A 16,583-nucleotide genomic window follows, 5' to 3' on the forward strand; every position below is an offset into this window, starting at 1 on the left:
ATGACCTTGTCAGGCCAATTATCTACTACTCAGTGTCCGTTAGTTATCGGCTTAGTTGCTGGTGAAACGTCCGGTGATATCTTGGGCGCGGGATTAATCCGCGCTCTAAAAAAAATGCATCCCAATGTTCACTTCGTCGGTGTTGCAGGGCCTCTTATGCAAGCTGAAGGTTGTGAAGCTTGGTATGAGATGGAAGAGCTTGCCGTCATGGGGATCGTTGAAGTTCTTGAGCGATTACCTCGCTTATTAAAGATCAGAAAAGATCTCACCCAACGATTTTCAGAATTAAAGCCAGATGTTTTCGTGGGGATCGACGCGCCTGATTTTAATATCACGCTTGAAGGCCGTTTAAAGCAAAAAGGGATCAAAACTATTCACTATGTCAGTCCATCTGTGTGGGCTTGGCGTCAAAAACGTGTTTTCAAAATTGGTAAAGCGACAGACTTAGTGCTTGCTTTTCTTCCTTTTGAAAAAGCGTTTTATGATAAGTATCAGGTTCCTTGTCGTTTTATAGGCCATACAATGGCTGATGCCATAGCCTTAAATCCAGATAAAAAAGCGGCTCGTGAACATCTAGGAATATCTGAAGAAACACCTTGTTTAGCACTTCTTCCCGGTAGTCGTCATGCTGAAGTTGAGATGCTGAGTGCTGATTTTATAAAAACAGCACAGTTACTAAAACAGCAGATCCCCTCTCTTCATATTGTTGTGCCATTAGTTAATGCTAGGCGACGAGCCCAATTTGAACAAATACATCAAAATGTGGCACCTGAGCTTGAGATACAACTTCTTGATGGGCGAGCAAGAGAAGCAATGACAGCGAGCGATGCGACTTTGTTAGCATCAGGGACGGCTGCATTAGAATGTATGCTAACCAAATGTCCGATGGTCGTTGGCTATCGCATGAAACCATTTACTTTCTGGTTAGCAAAACGGTTAGTTAAAACGCCTTATGTTTCTTTACCTAATTTGTTAGCTGGCCGAGAAATTATCAAAGAATTATTGCAAGAAGAGTGCGAACCTTCAGCGTTAGCGCAACAACTTTTACCTCTTTTAACTGATGAAGAAAAAGTACATCAATTAAAAGAGATATTTTTACAGCTACATAGCGCCATTCGTTGTAATGCGGATGAACAAGCAGCAAATGCAGTATTAGAATTGGCAGAGAAATAATGGAATTTGTATATCCAAAAGCAAATCTTATTGCTGGAGTTGATGAAGTTGGTCGAGGCCCATTAGTGGGAGCCGTAGTTACGGCTGCTGTTATCCTTGATCCAGCAAATCCAATTGAAGGATTAACAGACTCCAAAAAGCTAACAGAAAAAAAGCGTAATGCCCTTTATGACGAAATAAAAGAAAAAGCATTATGTTGGGCGATAGGTCGTGCAGAGCCTGAAGAAATTGATGAATTAAATATTCTTTGGGCAACCATGAAAGCGATGGAACGTGCTGTTGCAGGATTATCAATAACGCCTGATATGGTTTTAATTGATGGTAACCGTTGTCCTAAATTACCAATGGCCTCTCAAGCGGTTATCAAAGGTGATAGTTTAGTTCAAGAAATTAGTGCAGCTTCTATACTTGCTAAAGTGACTCGTGATAGAGAAATGGAAGAGTTAGATAAGCTTTATCCTGATTATGGTTTTGCTAAACATAAAGGGTATCCAACTGTTTTCCATATGGAAAAACTAGCCTTATTAGGGGCAACACCCTATCATCGAAAAAGTTTTGCGCCTGTAAAACGTGCTTTAAATTTAAAGTAATCCACAGAGTAATTAAATACTATGGCAGATCCTCGTTTTATCCATCTTAGGGTACACAGCGATTATTCAATGATCGATGGATTGGCAAAAACAGGGCCTCTTGTGAAGAAAGTGGCTTCGCTGGGAATGCCTGCTTTTGCGATTACTGATTTCACTAACTTATGTGGATTAGTGAAATTTTATGGTGCTGCACATGGTGCGGGCATTAAACCTATCATTGGTGCTGATGTTTACCTTGAAACAGAATTATTAGGTGATGAATATGCTCATCTCACTATTCTTGCACGCAATAATGTAGGGTACCAAAATCTTACTTTACTGATTTCAGAAGCTTACAAACACGGTTATGGAGCTGCGGGACCAACGATTAAACAAGAGTGGCTAACAACCTATAAAGAAGGTCTCTTGTTGCTTTCTGGTGGTAGAATGGGGGATGTCGGGAAGTTTCTACTTCGAGGGAATCGGGCTTTAGTTGATCAGTGTCTTGAGTATTATCAAACTCATTTTCCCGATAGTTATTATCTAGAACTTATTCGTACAGGTCGTACTGATGAGGAAACTTATCTTCATGAAGCTGTTGCGCTGGCTTCTGAAAAAGGCCTGCCTGTCGTTGCAACCAATGATGTCTGTTTTCTCGATAGTGATGACTTTGACGCACATGAAATTCGTGTCGCAATTCATGATGGTTTTACGTTATCTGATCCCAAACGTCCTAAGAATTATAGTCCTCAGCAATATATGCGCACAGAAGAAGAAATGTGTGAATTATTTGCTGATATACCTGAAGCACTAGAAAACAGTGTTGAAATCGCTAAACGCTGTAATGTCACGATCCGTTTAGGGGAATACTTCCTTCCTCAATTTCCAACAGGGAATATGAGTACCGAAGATTTCCTTGTTAAAAAATCACAAGAAGGTTTAGAAGAGCGTCTAGCCTTTTTATTTCCAGATCCCGAAGAGCGGAAAAAAAGACGCCCTGAATATGATGAACGTCTTGATATCGAGCTGAAAGTAATTAACCAGATGGGATTCCCTGGTTACTTCCTTATCGTGATGGAGTTTATTCAGTGGTCTAAAGATAACGGTGTTCCTGTTGGTCCTGGGCGCGGTTCAGGTGCGGGTTCACTCGTGGCTTATTCGCTGAAAATAACAGATCTTGATCCTCTTGAATTTGACTTGCTTTTCGAACGTTTTCTTAACCCTGAACGTGTTTCGATGCCTGACTTTGACGTCGATTTCTGTATGGAGAAACGCGATAGAGTTATTGATCACGTTGCTGAAATGTATGGTCGTGATGCCGTATCTCAGATTATTACATTTGGTACGATGGCGGCAAAAGCAGTTATTCGCGATGTTGGCCGTGTTTTAGGGCATCCTTACGGTTTTGTTGATAGAATTTCAAAACTGGTTCCTCCTGATCCGGGAATGACGTTAGAAAAAGCGTTTGCAGCAGAACCTCAATTACCTGAAATTTATGAAGCCGATGAAGAGGTCAAATCTCTTATTGATATGGCTCGTAAATTAGAAGGGGTGACACGTAATGCAGGTAAACACGCGGGTGGTGTTGTTATATCACCAACGAAAATTACCGATTTTGCACCACTTTACTGTGATGCCGAGGGAAATAACCCTGTTACACAATTTGATAAAAATGATGTTGAATACGCGGGGCTGGTTAAATTCGACTTCTTAGGTTTAAGAACACTCACCATTATTAACTGGGCATTAGAGATGATTAATGCCCGACGAGCTAAAAAGTCTCTCGAACCTGTTGATATCTCAGCAATATCATTGACAGATCAGCGCAGTTTTGACATGTTGCAGCGCTCAGAGACAACCGCGGTATTCCAGTTAGAATCTCGTGGCATGAAAGATCTTATCAAGCGACTACGTCCAGACTGTTTTGAAGATATGATCGCACTAGTTGCCCTATTCCGCCCAGGACCATTGCAATCAGGTATGGTTGATAACTTTATTGACCGTAAACACGGTGTTGAAGAAATTTCATACCCTGATGTTAAGTGGCAACATGAAAGTCTACAGCCCGTTTTAGAGCCTACTTATGGCGTTATCTTATATCAAGAACAAGTTATGCAAATTGCACAGGTTCTTGCGGGATATACGCTAGGCGGTGCGGATATGTTGCGACGGGCTATGGGTAAGAAAAAGCCTGAGGAGATGGCAAAGCAACGCTCTGTTTTTGAAGAAGGTGCTATCAAAAATGGTGTAGATGGTGAATTAGCTATGAAAATCTTTGACTTGGTGGAGAAATTTGCCGGTTATGGATTTAACAAATCGCACTCAGCAGCTTATGCCTTGGTTTCCTATCAAACATTATGGTTAAAAGCCCACTATCCAGCTGAATTTATGGCTGCAGTAATGACCGCAGATATGGATAACACCGAAAAAGTCGTGGGGTTAGTGGACGAATGTTGGAGAATGGGATTAAAAGTTCTACCTCCTGATATTAATAGTGGACTTTATCATTTTCATGTAAATGATGAAGGTGAAATCGTTTATGGTATTGGTGCCATAAAAGGTGTGGGTGAAGGTCCAATTGAAGCAATTGTAGAAGCGCGTCAACAAGGCGGTCACTTTAAAGATATTTTTGATCTCTGTGCTAGAACAGAAACGAAAAAATTGAATCGCCGAGTGATGGAAAAACTGATAATGTCAGGCGCATTCGATAAGCTGGGGCCCCATCGGGCTGCTTTGATGTCTTCATTAGAAGATGCATTAAAAGCCGCAGACCAACATGCCAAAGCTGAAGCAATAGGGCAATCTGACATGTTCGGTGTGTTAGCTGAAGCACCGGAACAAGTTGAGCGCTCTTATGCCAATATACCTAAATGGCCAGACCAAGTTGTTTTAGAAGGTGAGCGAGAGACTTTAGGTTTATATTTAACAGGTCATCCGATCACGCGTTATTTAAAAGAAATTGAACGATATGCGGCAGGAACGCGTCTAAAAGATTTAGTACCAACACCTCGTGGTCAAATGGTGAAGGTAGCAGGTTTAGTACTTGCTTCTAAAGTATTCACAACGAAACGTGGAAATCGGATCGGTGTTTGTACCTTAGATGATCGTTCAGGCCGCTTAGAAATTATGTTATTTTCTGATGCATTGGATAAATACCAACATTTATTAGAACAAGACAAGATTTTAATTGCTACTGGGCAGGTCAGCTTTGATGATTTTAATGGTGGGCTTAAAATGACAGTCCGCGAACTTATGGATATCAACGAAGCCCGTGAAAAATATGCACGAGGACTTGCTATCTCGTTATCGGACAGGCAAATTAATGAGCAATTATTAAATCGTCTTCGCGATGTTTTAGAACCTCATCGTTCAGGCACGATACCGGTTCACCTTTATTTTGAAAAGCATGATGCCTGTGCACGTTTACGATTTGGTGCGACTTGGCGTGTTACGCCAACGGATATGCTTTTAACGGATCTGCGAACTCTGCTGGGTAATGAGCAGGTAGAATTAGAATTTGACTAAAATAGGAATGTTATGAGTCTTAATTTTCTGGATTTTGAACAGCCAATTGCCGAGTTAGAAGCGAAAATTGATTCGCTCACTGCAGTTAGCCAACATGATGAAAAAATCGATATCAATATCGATGAAGAAGTCTCACGTTTAAGAGAAAAAAGCCTAGAGTTAACACGTAAGATTTTTTCAGATCTTGGTGCATGGCAAGTGGCACAACTTGCGCGTCATCCATTAAGACCTTATACACTGGATTATATTCATCGTATTTTTACTGATTTCCAAGAATTAGCGGGTGATCGTGCTTATGCTGATGATAAAGCGATTGTTGGTGGTATTGCGCGTTTAGATGGTCGTCCAGTGATGGTTATTGGACATCAAAAAGGGCGTGAAACAAAAGAAAAGATCCGCCGTAATTTTGGTATGCCTGCACCTGAAGGTTATCGCAAAGCACTGCGTTTAATGGAAATGGCGCAACGTTTCAATCTTCCTATCATCACCTTTATTGATACTCCGGGTGCTTATCCTGGTGTTGGTGCTGAAGAACGTGGTCAATCAGAAGCAATTGCACGTAATTTACGTGAAATGTCACGCTTTAATGTACCAATTATCTGTACGGTTATTGGTGAAGGCGGTTCTGGCGGAGCATTAGCGATTGGTGTTGGTGATAAAGTGAATATGCTGCAATACAGCACTTATTCTGTTATTTCACCAGAAGGTTGTGCGTCCATTCTTTGGAAAAGCGCAGATAAAGCACCATTAGCCGCTGAAGCGATGGGTATCACTGCAAACCGTTTAAAAGAGCTTAAGCTAATTGATACGGTTATTCCAGAGCCTTTAGGTGGTGCGCATCGCCACTATGATGAAATTGCCGCTTCATTAAAAGCGCAAATTCAATCTGATTTAGTAGAATTAGATGCGTTTGAATCAGAAGAACTAACAAATCGTCGTTACCAACGTTTAATGGAATACGGCTATTGCTGATCTAATTATATCCGAATCAATTCTGATGAACCTCATGTTAATCACATGGGGTTTTTTTTGATTTTCTGAAAACTATCCCTATTGAGATAATTAAACCAAGTGATATTAACAATAACATATTATATATCAGTATGTTAAGTCCATCTCAAAAACAATATTAATTCTAATTTCCACTAAAAGAATAATAAGCAATAGCTATTATTTTATAAGGTCATTTAATTCTTTAATAAGGAAAATGCGATGATATCGTTTAGTGGAAAAGTAGGAATTATTACAGGCGGTAGTAGCGGGATTGGCTTAGCTTCTGCAGAAAAGTTTTTATCCTTAGGTGCATCAGTTGTTATCACTGGCAGTAATTTAGCTCGAGGGCAAAAAGCAGAAAAATACCTAAAAGAAAAAGGGTTTTCGGGTGAATTTATACAAATGGATGTGAGAAGTGAAAAAGATAACGAACAGCTTATTGATTATGTGGTAAATAAATATGGGCGGCTGGATTTTATTTTTGCTAATGCAGGTATTTTAACTGATAACATCGCAGATAAATTAGAGTATGAAAAATGGAAAGAGGTATTAGATGTTAATCTTAATGGACTCTTTCTGATTAATCGTGCAGCAATTCAATATTGGCTAAAAAACGATTTGTCAGGTGCAATTGTTAATTGCAGTTCGATTTGCACCTTTGTTAGTCAACACGAATTTCCTGCCTATTGTGCGTCAAAAGGTGGGGTTAAATTACTGACACAAACACTTGCCATTGATTATGCAAACAAAGGTATTCGCGTTAATGCAGTTTGCCCAGGGTATATTGAAACACCTTTATTAGATGAACGTGAGTTCGATAAGCAAAAGTTAGCGACACTGCACCCTATTGGTCGCCTTGGTACGCCAGAAGAAGTGGCTAATGTTGTGGCCTTTTTGGCTAGTGACGCAGCTTCGTTTGTCACTGGAGCCTCTTATTTGGTCGATGGTGGTTTTACTGCGTAAATTATGTTTATTTAAGGCAGAATGGTGTTTATTCTGCCTTATTTTCTGCATTAAAAATGCAACGTCTTAAATCTTACATTTATTTTTCAGGGCTACGTTGTATTCGTGCAAAATCGGTTAGAAAAGCTTAACATAATCATCTGAATTCACTGATAAATGACGATACAATGAAACAGGAATACGGTTTGCTCCTTAAAGAAATCAAACAACAAATTGATCCTTTCACTAAAATCTTGGTGGGTTTTAGTGGCGGAGTAGATTCTACAGTTTTATTACAAGGGCTTGTACGTTTACGTGATGAATTTCAATTACCTTTAGAATTAACGGCTATCTATATTCATCATGGATTAAATATCAAAGCAGATGATTGGCTTGCCCATTGTAAACAATGTTGTCAGCAATGGCGTGTTAATTTTATCAGTGAAAAAGTGAATGTAGATCCTAAAGAAGGCGGTCTTGAAAATGGTGCAAGAGAGGCGCGTTATCAAGCATTTCGCCGATATTTACAGCCACAGCAAGTGTTAGTGACTGCTCAGCACCAAGATGATCAAGCTGAAACTTTTTTATTAGCTTTAAAGCGAGGCAGTGGTCCTGCTGGACTTTCCTCAATGCCTGCCAAAATGATGTTTGAGAATAGTTATTTACTTCGACCATTACTAAATATAACACGTGAGCAAATTGAATTTTATGCTACTGAACAAGAGCTAGATTGGATAGAGGACGATAGTAATCAAGACGACAGCTATGATCGTAATTTTTTACGTTTACGAGTTATGCCATTATTAACGCAACGATGGCCCCATTTTTCGCAATCGGTGACTCGTAGTGCGGCACTGTGTGGTGAGCAAGAAGCCCTATTGGATGAGCTGTTGGAGCCAGAACTTAACGCTTTAATGGATAGCGAGCACAGTTTAGACATCAAGCAACTTGCTCTTTGTAGTGTGATAAAACGTAATGCGTTATTAAGGCGTTGGTTCGCTCAACATAATAAAGCCATGCCCTCTAGACAACAAATTTTACGATTATGGCAAGAAGTTGCTTTAGCCAAAGCTGATGCAGAGCCTAAGTTACAATTTTATCAAGATGAAGTCAGACGTTATAAACAACGCCTTTATCTTGTACCAATAATCGATGATCCTGTTAATAAAATTATTGAATGGCCACTTACTCAATCACTGTCTTTACCTAGTGGATTAGGGGTTTTATCACTAACAACTGCAACAGGAAAAAATACCGTTAGAGCGCCTTCAAAGGATGAAAAAGTCACCGTTCGTTTTGGTTTGACACAAGCATCTTTGCGTATTGTGGGGCGAGAGCACGCTCGACATAGTAAAAAGATTTGGCAAGAGCTTGATGTTGCGCCTTGGCGTAGAACACGAATTCCATTAATTTATTATAATGATACGTTAATTGCAGCTATTGACACATTTGTTACTTTTGAGGGGAAAGCAACATCAGAACACGCTATTACTATTGAGTGGCGAAAGGCTTATGAATGAACAACCGCCTGTTGGCGGCTGTTCTTTATTCGGTTATTCCGATTTGATAATGATTGTCCCAAGTTCGGGATTAGAAAAACTGGCAATAACATCCAGTCGTAAATCTTTAGAGCCTTCAGATGTTTTGACTTTTAGGTATTCAACCCTTTTGCTTAAGAAAAGATCATCAGCAATGCCTTCAATAAGCTCACCATCATGTAATTCAATATGGAGTGCTAAACCACGCTGGCATGCTAACTCCAGATACTCATAATCATCACAGTTAATTGGTTGATATTCTGTATTTGTTGACATATTCCCTCACCACTCTTTCGTGGCGGTGTTGTCGCCAGTGAATAATTCAGAATAAAATCATTATGCTGTTATTCGATGTGAGCACAATAGTTATTATAATAATTTTCTGAAATAGTGCTTTATTCGAAGCGATTTGAGAAATAATTAACATTATGGGTGATTTATCTTAAAGCTTGTTTTATTGCCCCTTTTTATCTTAAAAAATGTTAGAATTATATTGAAAATGATTTATTAAAAAGTACCCAGAATGTAGGGAGTTGATGATGGGGAAAAAATTTTTATTTGCAGCCGTTGCTGCTGGGTTATTTGTACTGTCAGGTTGTCAAAATAATATTGGCTTGTCACTTGATGGAAAAATTGTAGACCAAACTTACAACAGTATTCTGCCTTGTGCCGATTGCTCTGGTATCGACACAACAATTCTTGTTAATCAAGATGGCTCTTATGTTATGGAGCAAAGCTATCAAGGTTTACCTGATGAGAAACGTAGTTTCTTTGAATCGGGAACATGGGTATTAGGTAAAGATAAGCTGACGTTGACTAATAGCTATGGTGAGAAAAGCTATTATTTACCTCGCGAAGATAAATTAGTTATGCTTGATATTGATGGCAACGTTATTAATTCAGAGCTAAATTATACCTTAGCTAAAGTTCAGCCTAAACAGCTTGCAGGTGAATATACCTATTTTGCCGATGCAGGTACGTTTAAAGATTGTCAATCAGGGCGCGTTTACGCAGCCAGTGGCATTGAATTGGAAAAAGGTTATTTCTCAACCGGTGTTGAGGGTGGAACACCTGTTTACCTCGAAGTTAATGGTTATTACAGTATTCGACCTTCGATGGAAGATGGCCAATTTGATCGAGCACTAGTGGTTACAGACGAGAAGCCTCGGTTTAATCGCCATGGCTCTTGTGGAAATCACAGCAGCGGCAGAAGTTAAATTTTTATTTTTCTAAACAAAAACCCGCATCAGCGGGTTTTTTTTATTAATCAAGCTATTCAATAAAGGGCTTGATAATTAAGCGAGTTGCTCTTTGATAAAAGCAACGACATCGTCAACATTGACGAGTGATTTATCATCACTACGACGTGCTTTATATTCGATTTGGTTGTTGTCTAAGTTACGATCACCAATTACGATCGTGTGTGGAATACCGATAAGCTCCATATCAGCAAACATGACACCTGGACGTTCTTTACGATCATCAAATAGAACATCAATACCTTGAGCGCGTAATTCGTCATAAAGTCTGTCAGCAACTTCTTTAACACGATAAGAACGATGCATATTCATTGGTAAAATAGCAACTTGGAATGGTGCAATCGCATCTGGCCAAATAATACCGCGTGCATCATGATTTTGTTCAATAGCTGCAGCAACGATACGAGTTATACCAATACCATAACAACCCATAGTAACGATTTGATTATGGCCTTCTTCGTTTTGTACGGTTGCTTTTAATGCTTCTGAGTATTTTGTGCCAAGTTGGAAGATATGACCAACTTCAATACCACGTTTGATTAGCAACGTTCCTTTGCCGTCTGGGCTTTGATCACCTTCAACAACGTTACGGATGTCAGCAATTTCAGCAACAGGCAGGTCGCGCTCCCAATTGATACCAAAATAATGTTTACCATCAACGTTTGCACCTGCGCTGAAATCACTCATTACAGAGACAGAACGATCCATAATAACGGGTAGTGGTAGATTAACAGGGCCTAGTGAACCAGGGCCTGCGTTTACAGCTTGGCGTATTTCGGCTTCAGTAGCGAAAGTTAAAGGTGATGCAACGATAGCGCATTTTTCTGCTTTAACTTCATTAAGCTCGTGATCGCCACGGACTAATAATGCAACTAATGGGTGACCACTTTCTTTTGTACCATGAACAATCAGTGTCTTAACTGTTTTTTCAATTGGTAGATTGAACTGTTCGACTAATTCAGCAATTGTTTTAGCGTTGGGTGTATCCACTAAACGTAATTCTTCAGTTGCAGCTGTTCGTGGTGTCGCAGGCATGACTGCTTCTGCTAATTCGATATTGGCTGCATAGTCAGAGCCAGTCGAGAAGACAATATCATCTTCACCGCTGTCTGCTAAAACTTGGAATTCATGAGAGGCATTGCCACCGATCGAGCCAGTATCTGCAAGTACTGGACGGAAATCTAAACCAATACGTGAGAAAATTTTGCTGTAAGCCTCGTACATTCTGTCGTAAGTCTCTTGTAAAGACTCTTGAGAGATATGGAATGAGTAAGCATCTTTCATGATAAATTCACGAGAACGCATAACACCAAAACGAGGGCGTACTTCATCACGGAATTTAGTTTGAATTTGATATAAGTTCAGTGGAAGTTGTTTGTAAGAGGTAATTTCATTACGAACAATATCTGTAACGACTTCTTCATGAGTCGGGCCTAAAACAAATTGGCGCTCGCCTCTGTCTGAAAAACGCAGTAATTCAGGGCCATACTGTTCCCAGCGACCACTTTCTAGCCATAAGTCAGCGGGTTGAACAACGGGCATTGAAATCTCAAGTGATCCAGCGTTGTCCATCTCTTCACGAACAATTTTTTCAATTTTTCTTAGAACACGAACCCCTGTCGGCATCCAATCATAAAGACCAGATGCGAGTTTACGGATCATGCCTGCGCGAAGCATAAGTTGGTGGCTGACAATTTCTGCATCAGCAGGTGTCTCTTTTAAAGTAGAGAGCAAATAGTGGCTAGTACGCATTATTAGGTTCCATTAGAACAAAAATACTTAGGCTGACTGTCACGCCAGTCTACATCAATATAATTAGAAAAGGACTTTAGTCTACCAGTGACTTAGGTCTGCCAAAAGGGGCAAAGCATTTTTTTCAATCTGATTTGTCTAAAGACATGCGAATGACTCTCAGATTAGATTATTCATGATAGCAATATCAATGAAGATAATAGCAAGTTATCGCGGTTCTATACTAAGAACAAGTGTCTGTTGTTCATTCACTTGCCAGCGAATATTAAATTCGAGTAAGTGTACCGCATAGATCCTATCACTTTGCTCATTTTTTTTATAAGCAGGGCGAGGATCTTGTTGTAATACTTGAGTAATAAAACGAGAAAGATGAGGATATTCGTTCGCATAATGTTGCAGTTGTTCTAATGCAACCTGCGAAAAGAAAACAGGCATTTCATTATCTGGTGCTTCTTGTGCAAATCCTGCAATTGCATTTGGGCGAGATTCTGCAAAGGGTAAATAAGGCTTAATATCAAGAATAGGCGTGCCATCAACTAAATCGAGGCTACCTAGTTCTAAAATAACAGATTGATTCTCGGTATTTACTTTTTTCAATTCAACCAATGACATACCAATTGGGTTGGGACGAAAGGTTGAGCGAGTTGCAAATACACCAACTTTGGCGTTACCGCCTAATCTAGGGGGGCGAACGAGTGGATGCCAACCATGTTGTGCTGTTTGATGAAAAACAAAGATCAACCAAAGGTGGCTAAATTGCTCTAAACCTCTAACTGTATCAGGGTGATTATAAGGTGTATGTAGAATAAGTTGCCCGCCGCCATCCTGGATTAATCCAGGTTGGCGTGGAACGGCAAATTTTTCTTTATAAGGGCTCGAAATATACCCTATAGGATTCATTTGGTAGGTGTTCATTTAGTAATAAGTAGTGCAGTGCCTTCACAAATAGCAGATTGGTAGCAACCTAAGCCTGTGACAATTTGGCATTCATGTAACAAAACGGCATTTGCATTTTTGTAGGCTGCTTTTGTTGCCATTCTTTTTTTAGCAATAGGCAAACTTGCTGGTGGATCCTGTAATGTTTGGCGACAAGACTCACCGGCGACAATACCGAGATCTTTAAATGGAGCGCCTAAAAGATCTTCTGTTTTTTCAACGATACGCACTGAAGGTAAAGTTTGTGATTTAGGTTTTTGTGGTTGCCCAGGTTTATTTAAACGCATATCCGTAAATTTAGACTGATCAACATCAGATGAATTCTGCATTGAACAACCTGTCATAAACAGCGCCATGATGCCAAGAAGTAGCAAGCGCATGTGCATGGGTAATATCCTCTTTATTATTGTCTATACAAAAATTAAACGGCTATAATTTAATGCAAATTAGCCAAGTAAAAAAGAGAAAGGCGAACAAATGTCCGCCTTTTTTATAATTAAGTTAAATATTGACGTATTACCAGCCTTTTACTGCACCGCCGTTAAAGATTTTATTTGCAGCACTATCCACTTCATCTGTTTGATAAGCTTGAATAAATTTCTTCACATTCTCACTGTCTTTATTATCTTCGCGTGCAACAATGATATTTACATATGGAGAGTCTTTATCTTCAACGAAAATACCGTCTTTAGCTGGTGTTAAATTGACTTGGCTTGCATAAGTAGTGTTAATTACTGCTAAGTAGATTTTTTGATCATCTAATGAGCGAGGTAATTGCGGTGCTTCTAATTCAACTAATTGTAATTTTTTAGGGTTTTCAATAATATCAAGCTTAGTAGGTAATAGACCTACGCCATCTTTTAATTTAATTAACCCAACTTTTTCTAATAACAGCAGTGAGCGACCTAAGTTTGTTGGATCATTAGGAATAGCCACTTGTGCTTCATCAGGTAAATCGGCTAAATCAGTAATCTTTTTAGAATAACCCGCGATAGGATAAATAAATGTATTTCCTACAGCTGTTATTTTGTAATTGCGATCTTTAATTTGTTGGTCTAAATAAGGTTTATGTTGGAACGCATTAATGTCGATATCACCACGACTTAATGATTCATTAGGCATGACGAAGTCATTGAAAGTAACGAGTTCTACATCAAGACCATATTTATCTTTAGCAACTTGTTTTGCTACTTCTGCAACTTGTTGCTCAGAGCCAGAAATAACACCAACACGAATATGGTTTGGATCTTTTTCTTTTTCACCACAACCAGCTAATGCTAATGCGCCAATTAAAGCACTTACGACTGCGAGCGATTTAAATTTCAATGACATACATTTACCCTTATTTGATCCGTTAATTAAAAGGTTTCGATTTAATAATTAAAACCTTCAATCTAATTATTTATGTGTTGTCAGCTTTACTAAGCGATCGCCGAAAAACTGAATGATAAAAACAAGAATAACGAGTAGAACAATGACAATATTCATTACCATTGCATTATAGCCAACATAACCATATTGATAGCCAATTTGACCTAAACCACCTGCACCAACAGCTCCCCCCATTGCTGAGTAACCCACTAATGTAATTAGTGTAATAGTTGCAGCATTAATCAAGCCTGGTAAAGATTCTGGTAATAAAACTTTCTTAATGATTTGCATTGGTGTTGCACCCATAGAACGAGATGCTTCAATTAATCCTTGTGGGATTTCCAATAGCGTATTTTCGACCATGCGAGCAATAAAAGGTGCAGCAGCGACAGTTAATGGCACGATAGCCGCTTGCAAGCCAATAGATGTTCCTACAACCAAGCGAGTAAAAGGGATCATCCATACAAGTAAGATAATAAAAGGGATAGCCCTAAAAATATTCACAAGTGCTGAGATCACACGATAGGCAGGTGGATTTGCCATAATTTGTTCAGGACGAGTGACATAAAGTAAAACACCAAGTGGTAGCCCGATGATAAAACCAAAGAAGCCTGAAACGAAGGTCATGACTAAGGTTTCCCAGATCCCACTAATTAATAAATAAATCATTCCTTCAGACATAACCGAGAACCTCTACTTTCACATGATGCTCTTCTAAAAACGCAATCGACTTTTCAGTATTACCATTCTTACCATGTAGCTCAGCTAACATCACACCAAACTTAACACCGCCAGCATAGTCCATTTGTGAACTTAAAATATTAATATCTGCGTCAAAACGACGAGCAACAATGGACATTAATGGTGCATCAACTGATTGACCGTTAAATTCAAGTTTTAATAATGGGAATAACCCTTCCTCCCACTCTGGTTTCATACGTTCTTTGTAATCTTCAGGAATATCCAATTGCAGTGTTGATTGGATAAAAGCCTGAGAAACAGGTGTCTTGGGATGAGAGAAAACGGCACTCACTGCATCACTTTCAACTAATTCACCACCACTTATGACTGCAACCTGATCACAAATACGTTTTACAACGTCCATTTCATGAGTGATTAATAAAATGGTGAGGCCTAAACGACGGTTAATATCTTTTAGTAATTCTAAAATAGAACGTGTTGTTGCTGGATCAAGGGCGCTAGTTGCTTCATCACACAATAAAACGTTTGGTGAATTTGCTAATGCGCGTGCAATTGCAACACGTTGCTTTTGCCCACCAGATAAATTTGCTGGATAATACTCTTTCTTATCTGACAAACCGACTAATTCAAGTAACTCATTAACACGCTTATTAATTTCAGTACGTGGTGTATTATCAAGTTCTAATGGTAGAGCCACATTATCAAATACTGTACGAGAAGACAGTAAGTTGAAATGTTGGAAAATCATACCAATGCCACGACGTGCTTTTGTTAATTCTTTATCAGATAACTTAGTGAGATCACGACCATCAACAAGCACTTCACCTGAAGTTGGTTTTTCTAACATGTTCACACAACGTATTAATGTACTTTTACCCGCTCCTGACGATCCGATAACACCAAAAATCTGCCCTTGTGGTACATGCAGGTTAATGTTTGATAGCGCTTGTATTGAACGCTCTCCCTGCTTAAACACTTTGTTTATATTCGTCAGTTTAATCATGTTTTTCTTTATATAAGTAGATATGGGACATAAAGACTATTCTGCCCGAGTTAAAATAGATGTTAAGGCGTCTAGACGTCCAAGTCAATAAAAAAGAGTTGACGAGTAATAAAGAAAGCTATGGATATCATTCTCTATATAAGAAAAAACATGCGATACTAATAAAAATGTCTAAATGGAGTAATGTTGTGAGCAAGGGGATTTCTGCGATTTTTTTAGATCGCGATGGAACTATTAATATAGACCATGGTTATGTGTCTGAAATTGATAACTTTGAGTTTATCGATGGCGTTATTGAGGCAATGGCTGAATTAAAAGCGATGGGATATGCCTTGGTACTCGTGACTAATCAATCGGGCATTGGTCGTGGCTACTATAGTGAAGATCAATTTTTACATTTAACTGAATGGATGGATTGGTCTTTGGCTGATAGGGGGGTTGATTTAGATGGTATCTATTATTGTCCCCATCATCCTGACGCCACTGTAGAAGAATATAAGAAAGAATGTGATTGTCGCAAACCCGCTTCAGGTATGTTTATGGATGCGAAAGCACAATTAAATATAGATATGGCTTCTTCTTATATGGTTGGCGATAAAAAAGAAGATATGTTGGCGGCAAAAGCTGCAGAAGTGGGGCATAAAATTCTTGTTCGTACAGGAAAAGAGATAACTGAAGAGGCACAACAGTGTGCAGATTTTGTTCTCGATAGCCTTGCAGACTTGCCAAAATGGCTAAAAAGCCACAAAAAATAGGCACTTCGTTTAATTTACCAACAAACAAACATTTTTTTTAAAAAAACTATTGCCAGCCTCAGAAA

The 16,583-nt window shown here is 39.1% G+C and carries 15 protein-coding genes; 8 read left to right on the top strand and 7 right to left on the bottom strand.

Annotated elements, in window-relative coordinates:
• From lpxB to tilS, 6 genes are all read left to right on the top strand, one after another.
• Positions 1 to 1,173 (top strand): lipid-A-disaccharide synthase, encoded by a 1,173-nt coding sequence (lpxB, locus tag GWI59_RS06305; protein ID WP_161724271.1) that lies wholly within the window; start codon positions 1 to 3, stop codon positions 1,171 to 1,173.
• Entirely contained in the window at positions 1,173 to 1,763 is a 591-nt protein-coding gene (gene rnhB / locus GWI59_RS06310) for a ribonuclease HII (RefSeq protein ID WP_006535883.1), read from the top strand. Before lpxB ends, rnhB begins: the two co-directional genes overlap by 1 nt.
• Positions 1,764 to 1,784: 21 nt before the next feature.
• Entirely contained in the window at positions 1,785 to 5,267 is a 3,483-nt protein-coding gene (gene dnaE / locus GWI59_RS06315) for a DNA polymerase III subunit alpha (RefSeq protein ID WP_109848123.1), read from the top strand.
• Between the two features lie 12 nt (positions 5,268 to 5,279).
• Positions 5,280 to 6,239 (top strand): acetyl-CoA carboxylase carboxyl transferase subunit alpha, encoded by a 960-nt coding sequence (gene accA / locus GWI59_RS06320; protein ID WP_072064253.1) that lies wholly within the window; start codon positions 5,280 to 5,282, stop codon positions 6,237 to 6,239.
• Between the two features lie 240 nt (positions 6,240 to 6,479).
• Complete coding sequence (locus GWI59_RS06325; protein WP_161671171.1) at positions 6,480 to 7,223, top strand: SDR family NAD(P)-dependent oxidoreductase; 744 nt, start codon at positions 6,480 to 6,482, stop codon at positions 7,221 to 7,223.
• 167 nt (positions 7,224 to 7,390) lie between these two features.
• Positions 7,391 to 8,722 carry a tRNA lysidine(34) synthetase TilS gene (gene tilS / locus GWI59_RS06330; protein WP_115065590.1) on the top strand — a complete coding sequence of 444 codons (1,332 nt, stop codon included), beginning with the start codon at positions 7,391 to 7,393 and terminating at the stop codon, positions 8,720 to 8,722.
• Positions 8,723 to 8,755: 33 nt separating this feature from the next.
• Here the strand turns inward: tilS and rof are convergent, their stop codons facing one another.
• Positions 8,756 to 9,016, bottom strand: coding sequence for a Rho-binding antiterminator (gene rof / locus GWI59_RS06335; RefSeq protein ID WP_006535873.1), 261 nt, complete (start codon positions 9,014 to 9,016; stop codon positions 8,756 to 8,758).
• 260 nt (positions 9,017 to 9,276) lie between these two features.
• Here rof and nlpE point away from each other — a divergent pair, with 260 nt between their 5' ends.
• Entirely contained in the window at positions 9,277 to 9,957 is a 681-nt protein-coding gene (gene nlpE / locus GWI59_RS06340; protein ID WP_006535872.1) for an envelope stress response activation lipoprotein NlpE, read from the top strand.
• 78 nt (positions 9,958 to 10,035) lie between these two features.
• On the opposite strand, the gene proS is transcribed toward nlpE, so the two are convergent.
• From proS to metN, 6 genes are all read right to left on the bottom strand, one after another.
• Positions 10,036 to 11,751 (bottom strand): proline--tRNA ligase, encoded by a 1,716-nt coding sequence (proS, locus tag GWI59_RS06345; RefSeq protein WP_161724273.1) that lies wholly within the window; start codon positions 11,749 to 11,751, stop codon positions 10,036 to 10,038.
• 207 nt (positions 11,752 to 11,958) lie between these two features.
• Positions 11,959 to 12,666, bottom strand: a complete 708-nt coding sequence (tsaA, locus tag GWI59_RS06350; RefSeq protein WP_109399926.1) for a tRNA (N6-threonylcarbamoyladenosine(37)-N6)-methyltransferase TrmO — start codon at positions 12,664 to 12,666, stop codon at positions 11,959 to 11,961.
• Positions 12,663 to 13,073, bottom strand: coding sequence for an Rcs stress response system protein RcsF (gene rcsF, locus GWI59_RS06355; RefSeq protein ID WP_082147373.1), 411 nt, complete (start codon positions 13,071 to 13,073; stop codon positions 12,663 to 12,665). Before rcsF ends, tsaA begins: the two co-directional genes overlap by 4 nt.
• 130 nt (positions 13,074 to 13,203) lie before the next feature.
• Positions 13,204 to 14,019 carry a MetQ/NlpA family lipoprotein gene (locus GWI59_RS06360; protein WP_006535867.1) on the bottom strand — a complete coding sequence of 272 codons (816 nt, stop codon included), beginning with the start codon at positions 14,017 to 14,019 and terminating at the stop codon, positions 13,204 to 13,206.
• Between the two features lie 66 nt (positions 14,020 to 14,085).
• The gene (locus GWI59_RS06365; protein WP_109848126.1) at positions 14,086 to 14,739 is read right to left on the bottom strand and encodes a methionine ABC transporter permease MetI; all 654 of its coding nucleotides are present in this window, start codon (positions 14,737 to 14,739) and stop codon (positions 14,086 to 14,088) included.
• Positions 14,732 to 15,763, bottom strand: coding sequence for a methionine ABC transporter ATP-binding protein MetN (metN, locus tag GWI59_RS06370; protein WP_072064245.1), 1,032 nt, complete (start codon positions 15,761 to 15,763; stop codon positions 14,732 to 14,734). The genes GWI59_RS06365 and metN overlap by 8 nt, the downstream gene beginning before the upstream one ends.
• A 188-nt stretch (positions 15,764 to 15,951) precedes the next feature.
• Here metN and gmhB point away from each other — a divergent pair, with 188 nt between their 5' ends.
• A complete protein-coding gene (gmhB, locus tag GWI59_RS06375; protein ID WP_161707046.1) occupies positions 15,952 to 16,518 on the top strand; it encodes a D-glycero-beta-D-manno-heptose 1,7-bisphosphate 7-phosphatase in 567 nt (188 codons plus the stop codon).
• Positions 16,519 to 16,583: the final 65 nt, after the last annotated feature.

The organism is Proteus sp. G2673, from assembly GCF_009915125.1.
Taxonomy (GTDB): Bacteria; Pseudomonadota; Gammaproteobacteria; order Enterobacterales; family Enterobacteriaceae; genus Proteus; species Proteus penneri.